The organism is Nocardia sp. PE-7 (assembly GCF_030486425.1).
GTDB classification, from domain to species: Bacteria; Actinomycetota; Actinomycetes; order Mycobacteriales; family Mycobacteriaceae; genus Nocardia; species Nocardia salmonicida_A.
Genome location: NZ_CP129614.1, coordinates 608,061 through 623,144 on the forward strand (window position 1 = coordinate 608,061; position 15,084 = coordinate 623,144).

16 protein-coding genes are annotated in these 15,084 nt (G+C 68.1%); 12 read left to right on the forward strand and 4 right to left on the reverse strand.

The genetic code is table 11. The features are described from left to right. The first annotated feature begins 40 nt into the window (after positions 1-40). The 7 genes from QX204_RS02750 (at position 41) to tsaD (ending at position 6,518) form a co-directional block, all read left to right on the forward strand. Positions 41-1,513 (forward strand): bifunctional ADP-dependent NAD(P)H-hydrate dehydratase/NAD(P)H-hydrate epimerase, encoded by a 1,473-nt coding sequence (locus QX204_RS02750; RefSeq protein WP_301905032.1) that lies wholly within the window; start codon positions 41-43, stop codon positions 1,511-1,513. After that, the gene (gene alr, locus QX204_RS02755; protein ID WP_301905033.1) at positions 1,510-2,673 is read left to right on the forward strand and encodes an alanine racemase; all 1,164 of its coding nucleotides are present in this window, start codon (positions 1,510-1,512) and stop codon (positions 2,671-2,673) included. Before QX204_RS02750 ends, alr begins: the two co-directional genes overlap by 4 nt. Further along, positions 2,670-3,746 carry an alpha/beta fold hydrolase gene (locus tag QX204_RS02760; protein WP_301905034.1) on the forward strand — a complete coding sequence of 359 codons (1,077 nt, stop codon included), beginning with the start codon at positions 2,670-2,672 and terminating at the stop codon, positions 3,744-3,746. Before alr ends, QX204_RS02760 begins: the two co-directional genes overlap by 4 nt. Next, entirely contained in the window at positions 3,739-4,194 is a 456-nt protein-coding gene (gene tsaE, locus QX204_RS02765) for a tRNA (adenosine(37)-N6)-threonylcarbamoyltransferase complex ATPase subunit type 1 TsaE (RefSeq protein WP_056818220.1), read from the forward strand. The genes QX204_RS02760 and tsaE overlap by 8 nt, the downstream gene beginning before the upstream one ends. 65 nt (positions 4,195-4,259) lie before the next feature. Beyond that, positions 4,260-4,952 (forward strand): tRNA (adenosine(37)-N6)-threonylcarbamoyltransferase complex dimerization subunit type 1 TsaB, encoded by a 693-nt coding sequence (gene tsaB / locus QX204_RS02770; RefSeq protein WP_301905035.1) that lies wholly within the window; start codon positions 4,260-4,262, stop codon positions 4,950-4,952. A 28-nt stretch (positions 4,953-4,980) separates the two neighbouring features. Continuing rightward, on the forward strand, positions 4,981-5,475 hold the full coding sequence (rimI, locus tag QX204_RS02775; protein WP_301908232.1) for a ribosomal protein S18-alanine N-acetyltransferase: 495 nt from the start codon (positions 4,981-4,983) through the stop codon (positions 5,473-5,475). After that, on the forward strand, positions 5,472-6,518 hold the full coding sequence (gene tsaD / locus QX204_RS02780) for a tRNA (adenosine(37)-N6)-threonylcarbamoyltransferase complex transferase subunit TsaD (protein WP_301905036.1): 1,047 nt from the start codon (positions 5,472-5,474) through the stop codon (positions 6,516-6,518). Before rimI ends, tsaD begins: the two co-directional genes overlap by 4 nt. Before the next feature lie 53 nt (positions 6,519-6,571). On the opposite strand, the gene QX204_RS02785 is transcribed toward tsaD, so the two are convergent. Then, positions 6,572-8,056 (reverse strand): Hsp70 family protein, encoded by a 1,485-nt coding sequence (locus QX204_RS02785; protein ID WP_301905037.1) that lies wholly within the window; start codon positions 8,054-8,056, stop codon positions 6,572-6,574. A gap of 352 nt (positions 8,057-8,408) precedes the next feature. Between QX204_RS02785 and groES the strand changes: the two genes are divergently transcribed. Both groES and groL read left to right on the forward strand, forming a co-directional pair. Next, positions 8,409-8,708, forward strand: a complete 300-nt coding sequence (groES, locus tag QX204_RS02790) for a co-chaperone GroES (protein WP_056818214.1) — start codon at positions 8,409-8,411, stop codon at positions 8,706-8,708. A gap of 84 nt (positions 8,709-8,792) precedes the next feature. Beyond that, a complete protein-coding gene (groL, locus tag QX204_RS02795; RefSeq protein ID WP_056818212.1) occupies positions 8,793-10,403 on the forward strand; it encodes a chaperonin GroEL in 1,611 nt (536 codons plus the stop codon). Positions 10,404-10,463: 60 nt separating this feature from the next. Here the strand turns inward: groL and QX204_RS02800 are convergent, their stop codons facing one another. The 3 genes from QX204_RS02800 to QX204_RS02810 form a co-directional block, all read right to left on the reverse strand. Continuing rightward, positions 10,464-10,715 carry an RskA family anti-sigma factor gene (locus QX204_RS02800; protein ID WP_301905038.1) on the reverse strand — a complete coding sequence of 84 codons (252 nt, stop codon included), beginning with the start codon at positions 10,713-10,715 and terminating at the stop codon, positions 10,464-10,466. 1 nt (position 10,716) lies between these two features. Further along, positions 10,717-11,292 (reverse strand): sigma-70 family RNA polymerase sigma factor, encoded by a 576-nt coding sequence (locus QX204_RS02805; protein ID WP_101464342.1) that lies wholly within the window; start codon positions 11,290-11,292, stop codon positions 10,717-10,719. A 190-nt stretch (positions 11,293-11,482) separates the two neighbouring features. Next, complete coding sequence (locus QX204_RS02810; protein ID WP_022567299.1) at positions 11,483-11,776, reverse strand: WhiB family transcriptional regulator; 294 nt, start codon at positions 11,774-11,776, stop codon at positions 11,483-11,485. A gap of 621 nt (positions 11,777-12,397) precedes the next feature. Between QX204_RS02810 and QX204_RS02815 the strand changes: the two genes are divergently transcribed. The 3 genes from QX204_RS02815 (at position 12,398) to QX204_RS02825 (ending at position 15,068) form a co-directional block, all read left to right on the forward strand. After that, positions 12,398-13,231 (forward strand): hypothetical protein, encoded by an 834-nt coding sequence (locus QX204_RS02815; protein WP_301905039.1) that lies wholly within the window; start codon positions 12,398-12,400, stop codon positions 13,229-13,231. 156 nt (positions 13,232-13,387) lie between these two features. After that, complete coding sequence (locus QX204_RS02820) at positions 13,388-13,966, forward strand: sigma-70 family RNA polymerase sigma factor (protein ID WP_056818204.1); 579 nt, start codon at positions 13,388-13,390, stop codon at positions 13,964-13,966. Beyond that, positions 13,959-15,068 carry an anti-sigma-D factor RsdA gene (locus QX204_RS02825; protein ID WP_301905040.1) on the forward strand — a complete coding sequence of 370 codons (1,110 nt, stop codon included), beginning with the start codon at positions 13,959-13,961 and terminating at the stop codon, positions 15,066-15,068. The genes QX204_RS02820 and QX204_RS02825 overlap by 8 nt, the downstream gene beginning before the upstream one ends. Positions 15,069-15,084: the final 16 nt, after the last annotated feature.

Here is a 15,084-nt window from a genome sequence, read left to right on the forward strand (position 1 = left end):
GGCCGGTCGGCGGCCCGTTTCGGGCAGCTGGGAGGCGACTATGTCGGATCGGCGTGGCTACTACACCGTCGACGAGGTTCGGGCCGCGGAAGCCGAGCTGTTCACGCGGGTGCCCGCGGGTACGCCGATGCGCCGGGCGGCGTTCGGGCTGGCGGGGGTGGTCGTCGACGAATTGCGTTCGCGAACCGGGGGAGTGGTCGGGCGGGCAGTGGGGTTGCTCGTCGGGTCCGGGGACAACGGCGGGGATGCGTTGTGGGCGGGGGTCTTTCTGCGGCGGCGGGGTGTTCGGGTAACGGCCGTTCTGTTGAATCCTGAACGGGCGCATGAAGAAGGGCTTACCGCCCTGCGGGCGGCCGGGGGGCGGGTGGTCGACCGGCTCGATTCGGTTGATCTGGTGATCGATGGGATCGTGGGGATCTCCGGGCGAGGCCCGTTGCGACCGGGTGCAGTGGAAGTAGTTGCAGCCCTGAATGTTCCGATCATCTCGGTCGATTTGCCCAGTGGGGTCGATCCTGAGACGGGCGCGGTGGACGGGCCGGCGGTGACGGCGGAGGTGACGGTTGCGTTCGGCGCCTATAAGCCGGTGCATGCGTTGGCGGTGCCGCGCTGTGGGCGAATTGTGTTGGTGCCGATCGGATTGCGACTTCCGGAGGCTGGTTTGGCGCAGCTGGATCCGGCGGCGGTGGGGGCGGGTTGGCCGGTGCCGGGGCCCGCTGATGACAAATACAGTCAAGGGGTGACGGGGGTCTGTGCGGGGAGTGCGAAGTATCCGGGGGCGGGGGTGTTGTGTACGGGGGCGGCGGTGGCGGCTACGTCCGGGATGGTTCGGTATGTGGGCTCCGATGCCGAGGTATTGGAGAAGTTCCCCGAAGTTGTCGCCAGCTCGTCGATCTCGGAGACGGGGCGGGTGCAGGCCTGGGTGGTCGGGCCGGGTGGTGGTACCGATTCGGGGGCTCGGGATCGGTTGGCTGAGGTGCTGGGTTCTGATCTGCCGGTATTGGTGGATGCAGATGGTCTGACGATTCTCTCCGAGGAACCGGGGCTGGTTCGGGGGCGTGCTGCTCCCACGGTGCTCACGCCGCACGCGGGGGAATTCGCTCGGTTGACCGGGTCTGCGGTGGGGGGTGATCGCGTCGGCGCGGTGCGGGGGCTGGCCGAGGACTGGGGTGTGACGGTGTTGCTCAAGGGGCGGGCGACGATCATCGCGTCGCCTGGGAAAGCGACGCTGGTCAATGACGCGGGTGGGGATTGGGCTGCTACGCCGGGGTCGGGGGATGTGCTGTCGGGGATTATCGGGGCGTTGCTCGCTGCGGGGCGTGAGGCGGGGTGGGCTGCTGCCGCGGGGGCTCGGGTTCACGCGTTGGCCGCCGATTTGGCTGCCTATGGGGGCCAGGAAGCGGGGGCGCCCATCTCCGCGATGCCTCTGCTCGGCCATGTTCGGGGGGCTGTGCGGGTGTTGCGGGAGATCGGTGGTGGTTCTGCGGAGCGTGGCGGGGGTATGGCCCAGGTATGAGGTATTCGGTGGGTCCTGGCACGATCGGGGGTGTGAATGCGCAAGTGGAGACGGTCGTCGACTTGGATGCCATTGCTCATAACGTGCGGGTGTTGCGGGAGTACGCGCAGGGGGCCGCTGTGATGGTGGTGGTCAAGGCCGACGGGTACAACCATGGGGCAGTCGAGGTGGCTCGGGCGGCGTTGGGGGCGGGGGCTCGGGAGCTCGGGGTGACCACTGTCGGTGAGGGGCTGGCCCTGCGAGCGGCGGGGATCACAGCTCCTGTTCTCTGCTGGCTCAATACGGTTGACGCCGACTACGCGGGTGCCATCGCGGGAGACCTCGAGATCGGGGTGTCCTCGCTTGCCCAGTTGCGGGCGGTGGAGCGGGCCGCGCTGGTGGTGGGCCAGACCGCGACGGTGACGGTGAAGGTCGATACGGGGCTCAATCGCAACGGGGTGTCGGTGACGGAGTATCCGCAGCTCTTGCAGGCTCTGCGGGGGCTCGTCGACGGACAGGTGGTGCGGTTGCGGGCGATCTTCTCCCACCTCGCGCATGCCGACGAGCCGGGTCATCCGATGGTGGATCAGCAGCGGGAACGGTTCATCGAGGCGATCGCGCTGGCCAAGGAACACGGGCTCGAACCCGAGCTCGTGCATCTGTCGAACTCGGCGGCCACGCTGACCAGGCCCGATCTGCGTTTCGACATGGTCAGGCCGGGCATCTCGGTGTACGGCCTCTCGCCCATCCCGGAGCTCGGGCAATTCGGATTGAAGCCGGCGATGACCTTTCAGGCGGAGGTCGCGCTGGTGAAGCAGGTGGCGGCAGGGGAGGGCGTGTCCTACGGGCATCGGTGGATCGCGCCGCGCGACACGACGGTCGCCCTCGTGCCCGCGGGGTATGCCGACGGTGTATTCCGGTCGCTGAGTGGGCGTTTCGAGGTGTGGTTGGGCGGGGCGCGACACCGTAATGTCGGGCGGGTGTGCATGGACCAGTTCATGGTTGACCTCGGCGACAACGCGGGTGGAGTGCGCGAGGGCGACCGCGCGGTGCTGTTCGGCGGCGGCGCGGGACAGCCACACGCGCTCGACTGGGCGCGGGCGCTGGACACCATCGACTACGAGGTCGTCTGCGCGCCGCGTGGTCGCGTGGTCCGCCGCTACGTGGGGACGGGCCGATGACCCGGCGCACGGTGATCCGTCGCGGCGGCTTGGCGACCGCGGGGCTGCTCGCGGGGCTCGCCATCGCTCACACCTTGCGCCAGATCGGCGCCCGGGTGAGGTGGCCTGCCGAACGCGACGAATACCGCGACGAGAACTTCGCCCTGATCGACGAGGACGAACCGGGGTCGGTGCTCGCCGACGACGGCGTATCGCTGGCCACCCGCACCTACGGTGACGATTCCGCCGAGGTCACGATCGTTTTCGTGCACGGATTCTGCAACAGCATGGAGTCGTTCCACTTCCAGCGCCGTGATCTCGCGCAGCAGTGGGGATCGCGGCTGCGGATGGTCTTCTTCGACCTGCGCGGACACGGACGCTCCGGCACGCCGACCACCGACAGCTGCACGGTCGCCCAACTCGGTCACGACGTCGCCACCGTCATCCGCGAGTGCGCGCCGAAGGGGCCGGTGGTGCTGGTCGGTCATTCGCTCGGCGGAATGGCGGTGCTCGCGGCGGCCGCGCAGTTCCCCGAGCTGTTCGCGACCCGGGTGCGCGCGGTCGGGCTGCTGAGTACCGCGGCTGCGGAGGTGACCGCGACCGGGATCTCGCAACTGATCCGGCATCCCGCGGTCGACGGCTTCCGGCTGGCGGTGCGAACGGCGCCGACGCTGGTGCAGTTCAGCCGCAGTGCGAGCAAGCACGTGGTGACGCCGATCCTGCACGTCAGCTCCTTCCACGGCCCGGTGAGTCCGACGCTGTCGCGATTCACCACGATGATGATCGACCGCACCCCGGTCGGCACCATCGAGAAATTCCTGAAAGCGATTGAGCTGCACGATGAATCGGCCGCATTGCCGGTCCTCGGCGACATGCCGGTGCTGATTCTCGGCGGCGCGCACGACGTGGTGATCCCATTCCGCAACTCCCGCGAATTGGCGGCGGAACTGCCGAGCAGCGAACTGGTTCGAATCGGTGAGGCGGCGCACATGCCGCACCTGCAGTTCCCCGAGGTGAGCCTGGCCGCACTCGATCGGCTGCTGGCCCGCGCGGGGATCACCGACACGCGCGGCGAGGAGGCTGTCGGTGGCTGACCCGCACCAGCGTGTGCTCGACACGGTCGAGGACACCGAAGCGTTCGGCCGCGAACTGGCGGCCACCCTGCGCCCGGGTGACCTGGTCGTTCTCGACGGCCCGCTCGGCGCCGGTAAAACCGCGCTGACCAGAGGAATCGCCGCCGGACTCGGTGTCGCGGGCCGGGTCAGCTCGCCGACGTTCATCATCGCGCGAGCGCACAAGGCCGGGGTGCGCCCGGACGGCACGCCCGGGGTGGCGATGGTTCATGTCGATGCCTATCGGCTCGCCGGCGACCTCGACGAACTGGACTCGCTCGACCTCGACACCGACCTGCACCACGCGGTCGTCGTCGTGGAATGGGGCAAGGGGGTGGTCGAACACCTCGCCGACCGGCACTTGCGAGTGCAACTCGCCCGGGAGCCGGAATCCGATGTGCGCACGGCGATCTGGGAATGGATCGAATAACGCGCGATCACGCGCGCACCGGTGCGCGCCGAGCGCCGATACCACCCGGTATTGTTGAGACAATCATGCTCGTACTAGCAGTCGACACCGCGACACCCGCCGTTACAGCGGGATTGGTGCACCTGTCACCTGCCGTTGAACCCGGCACCCGGCCCGCCGTGGCGACGCTCGCTGCCCGGGTGAAGGTCGACGCCCGCGCGCACGCCGAGGTCCTCACCCCGCAGATCCTGGAATGCCTGGCCGAAGCGGGGGTGAGCCGCGGTGAGCTCGACGCGGTCGTCGTCGGGCTGGGACCGGGACCGTTCACCGGGCTACGCGTCGGGATGGCCACCGCGGCCGCCTTCGGCGACGCGCTGGGGCTACCCGTGCACGGGGTGTGCAGTCTCGACGCGATCGCCGCCGACACCTTCGGTGAGAAGCGCGATCCCGGCGAACTGCTGGTGGTCACCGATGCGCGCAGGCGCGAGGTGTACTGGGCCAAGTATCTGAACGGGGCGCGGGTGGCCGGTCCCGAGGTGAACAAGGCCGCCGACGTGCCGGTGGGTGAGGCCTCGGCCGTCGCCGGGTCGGCCGCGCACGTCGACTATTTCGATCTACCGGTGCTGCCCAGCGAGACGCCGTCGCCTGCCGGGCTGGTCACCGTCGCCGCGCCCGCGCTCTTGGCCGGAGACGTGCCGGAAGCGCTGGTGCCGCTGTATCTGCGTAGGCCCGATGCGGTGGAGAACAGCTTCCGCACCCTCGACCGAACCGGGGCGTGATGCCGTGACCGATTACCTGATCGCTCCCATGACGCTGCCCGATATCGACCGCTGCGTCGAACTGGAGCACCTGCTGTTCCCCGAGGACGACCCGTGGCAAGCGGTGTCGTTCCGGTCCGAGCTGGCGGGTGGGCACAACCGCTACATCACCGCGCGCGATGCCGCCGGGGTGATGGTCGGCTACGCGGGCATCGCGCTGCTCGGTGACGATGCCCATCCCGAGGCCGAGGTGCACACGATCGGTGTCGACCCGCGATGCCATCGGGGTGGCATCGGCACGCTGCTGCTCGAAGCGCTGCTGGCCACGGCTGCCGAACGTGGCGGGCCGGTGTTCCTCGAGGTGCGTACCGACAACGCGCCCGCCATCGCGATGTACGCCAAGCACGGTTTTCACATCATCGGGCTGCGCAAGAACTACTACCACCCCAGCGGCGCCGACGCGTACACGATGCGGCGTCCGGAACTGACCGCCGCGGCCGACGAGTGGGCCGCGCGCGGTCGGCAGGACGAGGTGTTGTCGTGATCGTCATGGGGATCGAGAGCTCGTGCGACGAAACGGGAGTCGGCATCGTGCGCCGTCATTCCGACGGCTCCGTCGAACTGCTCGCCGACGAGGTCGCCTCCAGCGTCGACCAGCACGCGCGCTTCGGTGGCGTGGTGCCCGAGATCGCCTCGCGCGCCCATCTCGAGGCGATCGTGCCCGCGATGCGTCGTGCGCTCGCGACCGCGGGAATCAGCAAGCCCGACGCGCTCGCCGTCACCATCGGGCCGGGATTGGCCGGTGCGCTGCTGGTGGGGGTGGCCGCGGCCAAGGCCTACGCGGCGGCGTGGGATGTGCCTTTCTACGCGCTCAACCATCTCGGTGGGCACGTGGCGGTCGATACGCTCGAGCACGGGCCGATGCCGCCCGCGGTGGCGCTGCTGGTCTCCGGTGGACACACGCATCTGCTGCAGGTCACGGATCTGGGTGAGCCGATCACCGAGCTCGGCAGCACTGTCGACGATGCCGCGGGGGAGGCGTTCGACAAGGTCGCGCGACTGCTCGGTCTCGGCTATCCCGGCGGGCCTGCCCTCGACGCTGCCGCCGCCTCGGGCGACGCACGCGCGATCGCCTTTCCTCGCGGCATGACCGGGCCCCGTGACGCGCGCTACGACTTCTCCTTCTCCGGCCTCAAGACCGCGGTGGCCCGCTACGTCGAGGCCGCGCAGCGTCAGGGCATCACGGCCGACCAGCTGCCCATTCCCGATATCGCCGCGTCCTTCCAGGAGGCGGTGGCGGACGTGCTGACGATGAAGGCGGTGCGCGCGGCGAAAGATGTCGGTGTCGACACGATCGTGCTCGGGGGCGGCGCCACCGCCAACTCGCGCATTCGATCACTCGCCGAAGAGCGTTGTGCGGCGGCGGGTTTGACGCTTCGCGTGCCGAAGCCGCGGCTGTGTACGGACAACGGTGTGATGATCGCGGCGCTGGGGGCGCATGTGATCGCGGCGGGTGCGCTGCCCGCTGAACTGACTGTCGCCACAGATCCGGGGCTGCCGGTCTCGGTGAGCGCCCTGCGCGGCTAGCGGCCGTCCTGGCCGTCCGTACGGCCCCCATGGAGGACCGTCGCCTCGGCTCGTCAATCGGTCGGTGGTGAGGGGATCTCGTCTGTCGTTGTCGTCGACGGGATCGGGAGGGTGCTGTTGGCGGGCGCCTGCGTGGGAGAGGTGTTGGGGGTGGAGGGGCGTTGTTGCCCGCCGCCGGTGGAGGAGCCGCTGTCCATCTGACCGAGGGGGGACTCGGGGTAGGGGATCTGCGGCAGGTTCGGGTCGGGGCGCAGGGTGGGCGCCGTTGTCGAGGTGGGCGCGGACGGGGTGGTGGCGTTCGCGCTCGTCGACGGTGCCCCGGTCGTGGCCTTGGGCGATTCGGGGGCGGGTGGGGCAACGGTGGCGCCGGTGCGTTCGGTGCTCTCCCGATTGGCGGGGGCGGGTGCCGGGGAGGGCGTCACCGGTGAGGGGGATTGACGCACGGTGCTGCTCGTACCGGCCGGCGTGACATCGGGGGTGTCGGGCGTGACGGCTTGCACGCCGTAACCGATCACCAGGCCGACCACCACCACCGCGCCGACGAGGGTGCCGACGACCTTGGCGAAGGTGCCGCTCGGTGCGTCGGAGTTCATGCCGCCCGACAGTCCGGACGGCGCCGCGGCATCGGCGACCAGCGCGGCGCCCTTGGCGATCACGGCCTCGGGGTCGGGCACGGTGAGTACGGGCACGTCGAGGCGCGAGGCGAGAATGTCGATGACGCACGGGATATTGGCGCACCCGCCGATCACGGCGACCGCGTCGGGATACTTCGGCGCCCGGGTGAACACCGACGACGAGAAGAGCGCGATATTGCGCAGCAGGCCGCCGATGAGCTCCTCGAAATCAGGGCGGGTGAGCTCGAGCCCCTGTCCCGCGACATGATCGATGGTGACGACGGGCGCCTGCGACAGGTGTTCCTTGGCGGCACGGCCACGGTTGGTCAGTGTGGTGCGGTTGGGCCGGGTGCCGCGACGGGCGTAGTGCAGGTCCACCAGGTGGTGGTAGATCAGCTCGTCGATCGCGTTGCCGCTCAGCGTCGGCGTGCGTTCGGAGTGCAGGACCACGCTTTCGACGTGATCGGCCACGGTGACGGTGAGTCCGGTTGCCCCCAGGTCGATCACGGCGACGGTGGGGTAGCGGTCGAGCAGTCCGGTGTGGCGCAGGTAGGCGAGGGCGGCGGCGCCCTCGGTGACCAACCGCAGATCGCGGTGGCGAGCGCACGCGGCCCGAATGGCCTGTGCCTGTTCCTTGTTGCGGTAGGCGACGGCGACGCTGGTCGGACGCGAGCGGGTCGACTCGACCCGCCGGTGGCTGCCGGAATAGCGGCCGAGCGGTTCGCCCGCCATCGCGGCCTGCGACACCGGTAGCTGGGTGGTCATCAACTCGATCGAGGACGCCACGAGATCGCCGAGGTCGGAATGTGCCTCATCCGCGGAAACGACCCGGTAATCGAAACTCTGCTCGCCGGCCGGCCCCGTCGCGACCAGTGCCGAGCACACCACCTCGTTCCCGGCCGAGATACCGAGGGATGTTCGCATGTTCACCTCCCTTCAAGCCGATGGTGCTCTCCGAGCGGATGGCGCCTTTCCTGTGCTATGTCACAGCCTGTTATGCGAACGTTACAGATTGTGGCAGGCGATGTGAAGATCACTGGCCAGTGTGGGCGTGTCGAGAATGCGAGGTCGGCAGAACCCGACCTTGAGTGCTGGCACTCTCACGTATAGAGTGCTAGTCGGCACTGTGTAGCTGTACTTGTGCCAGTCGACTTCTGGGCTTCGGCTCCGGCACCCGCGACGACGGGGCTGTGCGCAGGGTCGCGAGCTGACCGAAACCCGGCCTGGGACACCAGTTCCGGACAACCGAATTTCCCCTGAAAGTGGAGGGCTCAACGTGGCGAGCGTGAACATCAAGCCGCTCGAGGACAAGATCCTCGTCCAGGCCAACGAGGCCGAGACGACGACGGCCTCCGGCCTGGTCATCCCGGACACGGCCAAGGAGAAGCCCCAGGAGGGCACCGTCATCGCCGTCGGCGCGGGTCGCGTCACCGACAAGGGTGACCGCATCCCGGTCGATGTCAAAGAAGGCGACGTCGTCATCTACAGCAAGTACGGCGGCACCGAGATCAAGTACCAGGGTGGGGAATACCTCATCCTCTCGGCGCGCGACATCCTGGCCGTCGTCACCAAGTAAGGCCAACGCCGCATCAGCGTTCCGCCCCGGCGTCTTCACAGGCCCGGGGCGGATTGCGTTCACAAACAGGAGCTGAATCCTCTTATGCCCAAGCAGATCGAGTTCGACGAAAAGGCTCGCCGGGCTCTGGAACGCGGTGTCGACAAGCTGGCCGACGCCGTCAAGGTGACCCTCGGCCCCCGTGGCCGGCATGTGGTGCTGGCCAAGGCTTTCGGTGGCCCGACCGTCACCAACGACGGTGTCACCATCGCGCGTGAGATCGACCTCGAGGACCCCTTCGAGAACCTCGGCGCACAGCTCGTCAAGAGCGTCGCCACCAAGACCAACGATGTCGCGGGCGACGGTACGACCACCGCCACCGTGCTGGCCCAGGCCTTCGTGCGCGGCGGCCTGAAGAACGTCGCCGCGGGCGCCAACCCGATCACCCTCGGCCAGGGCATCGCCGCTGCCGCCGAGAAGGTGTCGGAGGTGCTGCTCGCGCTGGCCACTCCCGTCTCCGGCGAGAAGGCCATCGCCCAGGTCGCCACCGTTTCCTCACGTGACGAGGAAATCGGCGAGATGGTCGGCAAGGCGCTCACCACGGTCGGCAAGGACGGCGTCGTGACGGTCGAGGAGTCCTCGACCACGAACACCGAACTCGTCATCACCGAAGGCGTGCAGTTCGACAAGGGCTACCTCTCGCCCTACTTCCAGACCGATCCCGAGACCCAGCAGGCCGTGCTCGAGGACACTTACGTCCTGCTGCACCGCGACAAGATCAGCTCGCTGCCCGATCTGCTGCCGCTGCTCGAGAAGATCGCCGAGTCCGGCAAGGCCGTGCTGATCGTGGCCGAGGACGTCGACGGCGAAGCGCTGTCGACCCTGGTGGTCAACTCGATCCGCAAGACGATCAAGGCCGTCGCCGTGAAGGCGCCGTTCTTCGGTGACCGTCGCAAGGCGTTCCTCGACGACCTGGCCGTCGTCACCGGTGGCACCGTGATCAACCCCGATCTCGGCGTCACCCTGCGCGAGGCCACCATCGAGCAGCTGGGTCAGGCGCGTCGCGTCGTCGTCACCAAGGACGAGACCGTGCTGATCGACGGCGCGGGCTCCGACGAGGACATCAAGGGCCGTAGCGCGCAGCTGCGTCGCGAGATCGAGGCCTCGGACTCCGACTGGGATCGTGAGAAGCTCGAAGAGCGGCTGGCGAAGCTGGCCGGCGGCGTCGCGGTGATCAAGGTCGGCGCTGCCACCGAGACCGCGCTCAAGGAGCGCAAGTACCGCGTCGACGACGCGGTCGCCGCCGCCAAGGCCGCGGTCGAGGAGGGCATCGTCCCCGGTGGTGGTTCGGCGCTCGTGATCGCCGCTGCCGCGCTGGCCGAGCTGCGTGACTCGTTCACCGGCGACAAGGCCGTCGGTGTCGAGGTGGTTCGCAAGGGCCTCGAGGCTCCGCTGTACTGGATCGCCAGCAACGCCGGTCTCGACGGTGCGGTTGTCGTCGCCAAGGTCTCCGAGGGCAAGGAAGGCTTCAACGCCGCCACCCTGACCTACGGCGACCTGCTCGCCGACGGTGTCGTCGACCCGGTCAAGGTGACCCGCTCCGCCGTGGTGAACGCCGCCTCGGTCGCACGGATGATCCTGACCACCGAGAGCGCCATCGTGGAGAAGCCGGCCGACGCCGACGACGACCACGGGCATCACGGTCACTCGCACTAGCGCGAACAACAACGAAGGCCCCCTGATCGCGAGCGCGATCTGGGGGCCTTTCGTTATCCGCTAGCTGGCTACCGGCGGATCCTCGGTATCGAGCGCGGCCAGTAAACGGGCGCGCAGGGACGGAGGCGGTGGGGTGGGGGTTGCGGACGCGAGCTGGGCGAGGGCTTCGCGGGTATCGCGAAGCTCTCGCAAGAACTCGGTACACAGGGTTGGGTCTTCGGTATCGATGATGGTCTGGATCGCGTGATGGTCTTCGTCGTCGATCAATCCGAGCGCGACGGTGTGCGCGAGATCGATCTGGGCTTCGTTCATCTCACGTCACCCCCAAACTTTTCTTCAGTCGTGTCAATCCGTCCCGAATCCGGGACTTAACGGTCGGTAACCCGATGCCGAGGTATTGCGCTACCTCCGCGTAGGTCCGCCCGCCGTAGTAGGCGAGCGAGATCGCCTCGCGTTGGGTCTCGGTGAGGGTCGAGAGCCCGCGCTGGACGGCCTGTTGTTCCAGTCTGCGTTCCACCTCCTCGGTGACCTCGTCGAATTCGTGGCCGAGCACCCGGATCCCGTACGCGACCTCGCGCTGGGTGTGGGCCTGCTCGGCGCGAACCCGGTCGACCGCGCGCCGGTGTGCCAGCGTCATCAGCCAGGTCACCGCCGACCCCTTGGCGGGGTCGAAACTGGTGGCGGTACGCCAGATCTGGAGATAGACCTCCTGAGTGGTCTCCTCCGCGTACCCGGGGTCGTGGAGCACCCGCAGGACCAGGCCGAAAACGCGCGCGGACGTTCGGTCGTACAGCTCGGCAAAGGCCTGCTGGTCGGACAGACCGCATCGTTCCAGCAGTGCAGCTAGCTCGACTCCCTCGGCCGCGCGTGCGGTAACCGCAGAATCCACGATCGGTGGAAAGGCTTCGCTTCGGAACCCATTCTGTGTCATCGGTCACGAATCTAGCCCGAAGCTATGACCTCCCTGCGACCGGGGGTGTCTTTATTCGGGGTGCCAGCTGTTTGCTAGGGATTCGGCGCGCCACGGCAAACGGATTGGAACGGATTTGCCAACCCGGCCAGACAGGCTCGGCGGGATCTCAGACGGCCATCCGGCGCCGGTTGCGGCGGGCGTGCATCTCGCGTTCGGTCTCGGACATGCCGCCCCAGATGCCATAGGGTTCGCTGACCTTGAGGGCATGGGTGCGGCACTGCATGAGGACGGGGCAGGCCCGGCAGATCTCCTTGGCGCGCATTTCGCGCGCCGTGCGGGCGCGGCCACGTTCGCCGTCGGGGTGGAAGAAGACCGCGGAGTCCTGGCCGCGGCACGAGCCACGCATCTGCCAATCCCAGACATCGGCGTTCGGTCCGGGGAGGTGGGTGGGCATGGGCATGTGAACTCCTTGTGGCGCGAGCTCGTCAGCGTTGTCGAGCGAGTGGTGCGGCAGGTCTTCGCGCCACCCGGTGGTGGGTGGCCGGCTCGACGGTGCCTGACGGTGCCGCTCGGAGGTCGCTGCGATTTCGCGCAGCGCCAACCGTGGCGATGAGCTACGTTAGGTGCAGGCGGGAAATTCCGTCAATAGTTCGGCGCATGAGTTCAGTAAATCTGCAACGCCGAAATTTAACCTACTCACTATTTACATTTCACACCCGATCCCTCCATACTGTTCGGTTGGCTATGGATCGGGTGTCTTCGCGTATGCGCAGCATCCTCAGTTTTCCCAGGTCGCGCCGGTAGGAGCCCGGTTCGTGCGGGTGGTGTCCACTGCGAGTGGGTGTGCTGGATCACAACGGCTTCCTCGGCCGGACTGCGTGTAGATGGCGAAAACGGGGCGCGAAGGTTAATTGCGCGAAACGCATGTGAATTCGAGACTTTGCGGTGGCGGCATCGAGGAGCGGAGATTTACCTGATGGCAACATCGCCGCTCGGGAGAAATGCTGACTGTTAGCTGAATGGCAGTCTCCGCGTCATAACACGCGAACGCTCCCGGGCGAGTGGCGGCTAGAGTCTCGGCGTGCAGACAACGGCCTCACCCGCGGATATCGGTTCCGAAATACTCGTTTCGACTGCCTTCGGCCCCACTCCCGGGCTGGCCGCTACGGAGTTGCCGGAGCCCGCGGACCCGGTGTCGCGGTGGTACCGCGCGGTCGCGCTCGGCGGGCAGGGTCGCTACGCGGCCGCACGCTCTGACCTGCGAATATTGGCGCGAACAGCAACGGATCCAGGCCTGCGATCCCTCGTCGAGAGCACCCGGGGATCGTTGCTTCGCCAGCTCGGCGATCACGTCGGCGCGGCAGCGTTCGACGGCCGCGCGGCGGCGATCGCGCTCGGCGCCACCGGAGCGGCCCGCGCCGAAGCGCTCGCCGACGCGTATACGGGGCTTGCGGCCGATGCGCTCGGCACCGGCCGACTCGGCCTGGCCCGCACGTTGCTCGGGCGCGTGCGCCCACTGCTCGCCGACGCGCCCCCACGAGCTGAGGTGCGCTGGCACTGGGTGCGCGTCGAGACCGCGCTCGCGGGCGGCGAAGCGAGCGCGGCGCTGCGCGAGGCGGTCGAGGCCGTCGACCTCGCCGCGGCGCTGCCGTCGGTCCGTCACCAGGTGAAATCGGCACTGCTCGTCGCCGCCGCGACCGCCGCGACCGGTGACCTCGCCCGGTCGGCGGAATTGGCCGCGCGGGTCGACGCGGATTGTCGCGAAAACGGCCTTCTCCCACTGCGTTGGGCCACCGCGATGCTGCGCTCGGGGGTCGCTGATCCGGCGCGGGCGCGCGACGCGGCGAACGAAGCCGCAGATCATGGCGCCCGTCTACGGGCCTGGGGTGGAGACATCGCCCCGCTGGGCGCCTGATTGCTCCGGATGATCTTTCTGAGAGCACGGTTAGAAGCGACCACGCCCGCTGGCGACCGATCGGGGGGTCGCTATTGTTAGTCCCGTTCCGCCTTTTCGGTGGAAGCTCGGTCACATTCGACCGCGCCACTCGTAACGCCAGGAAAATCTCTGACGATGACGCATATGGGCGAAGAGTTGGACCTCGCCGTCGCTGCGGCTGCGCAGGGCGACAGGACCGCTTTAGCTCGGGTATTGGAACTGGTCCGTCCCTTGGTAGTTCGCTACTGCAGGGCACGGATCGGAGCCGCGGAGCGCGGACAGCTCTCCGCGGACGATGTTGCGCAAGAGGTCTGTTTGGCTGTGATGACCGCCCTGCCCCGCTATCAGGATCAGGGTCGGCCCTTCATGGCCTTCGTGTACGGAATCGCTTCGCACAAGGTCGCCGACGCCCATCGCAACGCCGCCCGTAACAAGGCGGAGGCGATGGCCGAAGTACCAGATGTCATATCCACCGACCACGGGCCGGAACAGCGGGCTCTCGACTCGGAGACGAGCAGGCAGATGAACACTCTGCTGGCAACGCTCCCCGAGAAGCATCGAGAGATCCTGATCCTGCGTTTGGTCATGGGTCTGTCAGCAGAGGAAACCGCAGTCGCCGTGGGCAGCACGGCGGGAGCGATACGGGTCGCCCAGCACAGGGCGCTCGCGAAACTGAAGTCACAAGTGGCGAGGGCAGGTGAAATGTATGGCTAGGGATGGCGAGCGCGGTCTAGGCGACCGGAAAGTTTGGCAGCGCGGATCGCACGACAGCGGTCCCTACGCCGCCGAGGACACCGGTGACTCCGGACCGGTCGACATCGCGGCGGTGCGCAGCGATGACGCGCTGATCGACGCGATCGCGAGCGACGGTCCGGTTCGTACCGACAGTCCCGAAGAGTTCCAGCTGGCGTCGTTACTCGCGGATTGGCGGGCCGACCTACTGGCCGAGCCGATGCCCGCGGGCCCTGATCTGGACACCGTGTTCGCGGCAGTCAATCAGGAGATCGGCGCACGGCAGGTTCGAGTCGGTGCTTCCTCGCGCGGACGTCTACGGCTGGTCCGCCCGATTTTCGGGGCAGCAGCGGCATTGTCGCTGGTGTTCGGCGGTATCACGGCCTTCGCTTACAGCGCGGCACCCGGCGATCCGCTCTGGCGGGTCAAGGAGGTCGTGTTCAGCGAGCAGGCGCAGTCCACCGTCGTACAGTACGCCGACGAAGATCTGGTCGCCGCGCAGAACCTGCTCACCTCGGGCAATCCGGAACAGGCGAAGGCCAGGCTGGAACAGGCTTCGGCCAACGCCGGCCAGGTCGACGACCAGGGCAAGCGTGAGGATCTGATCGCGCGCTGGAACCTGCTGCGTGATCAGCTGATCAAGGTCGCACCGGAGATCGGCGCACAACTGCCGCCGACCACCACCACTGCCCCGGCCAAGCCGACCTCGCCGGTTCAGGTCCCCCCGACGACGAACCCGGGCACCACTGCTCCGGTGGCGCCGGTCGGTCCGGGATCGGAAAGCACCGATCCGTCCACTCCGCCGCCGGTCATCTTGCAGTCACCCGGCCCGGAGACCAAGCCGCTGTTGCCGCCGGTCGAGCAGACGCAACCACCGGTGACCACCCAGCCGCCGGTGAGCCCGCCGCCGGTCACGGTCGACCCGACGACACCGCAGACGACCATCGCCGAACCACCACCGCCGGTCACCGTGCCGACGGTGGTCCCGACGTCGTCACCGTTGCCGCCGATCTTGCCGCCCACGCAGCAGGTGCCCACGCAGGCGACGATCCTGCAGTCGCCACCTACGGTGCCCTCTCCGTAGCAGAACGATGAATTGA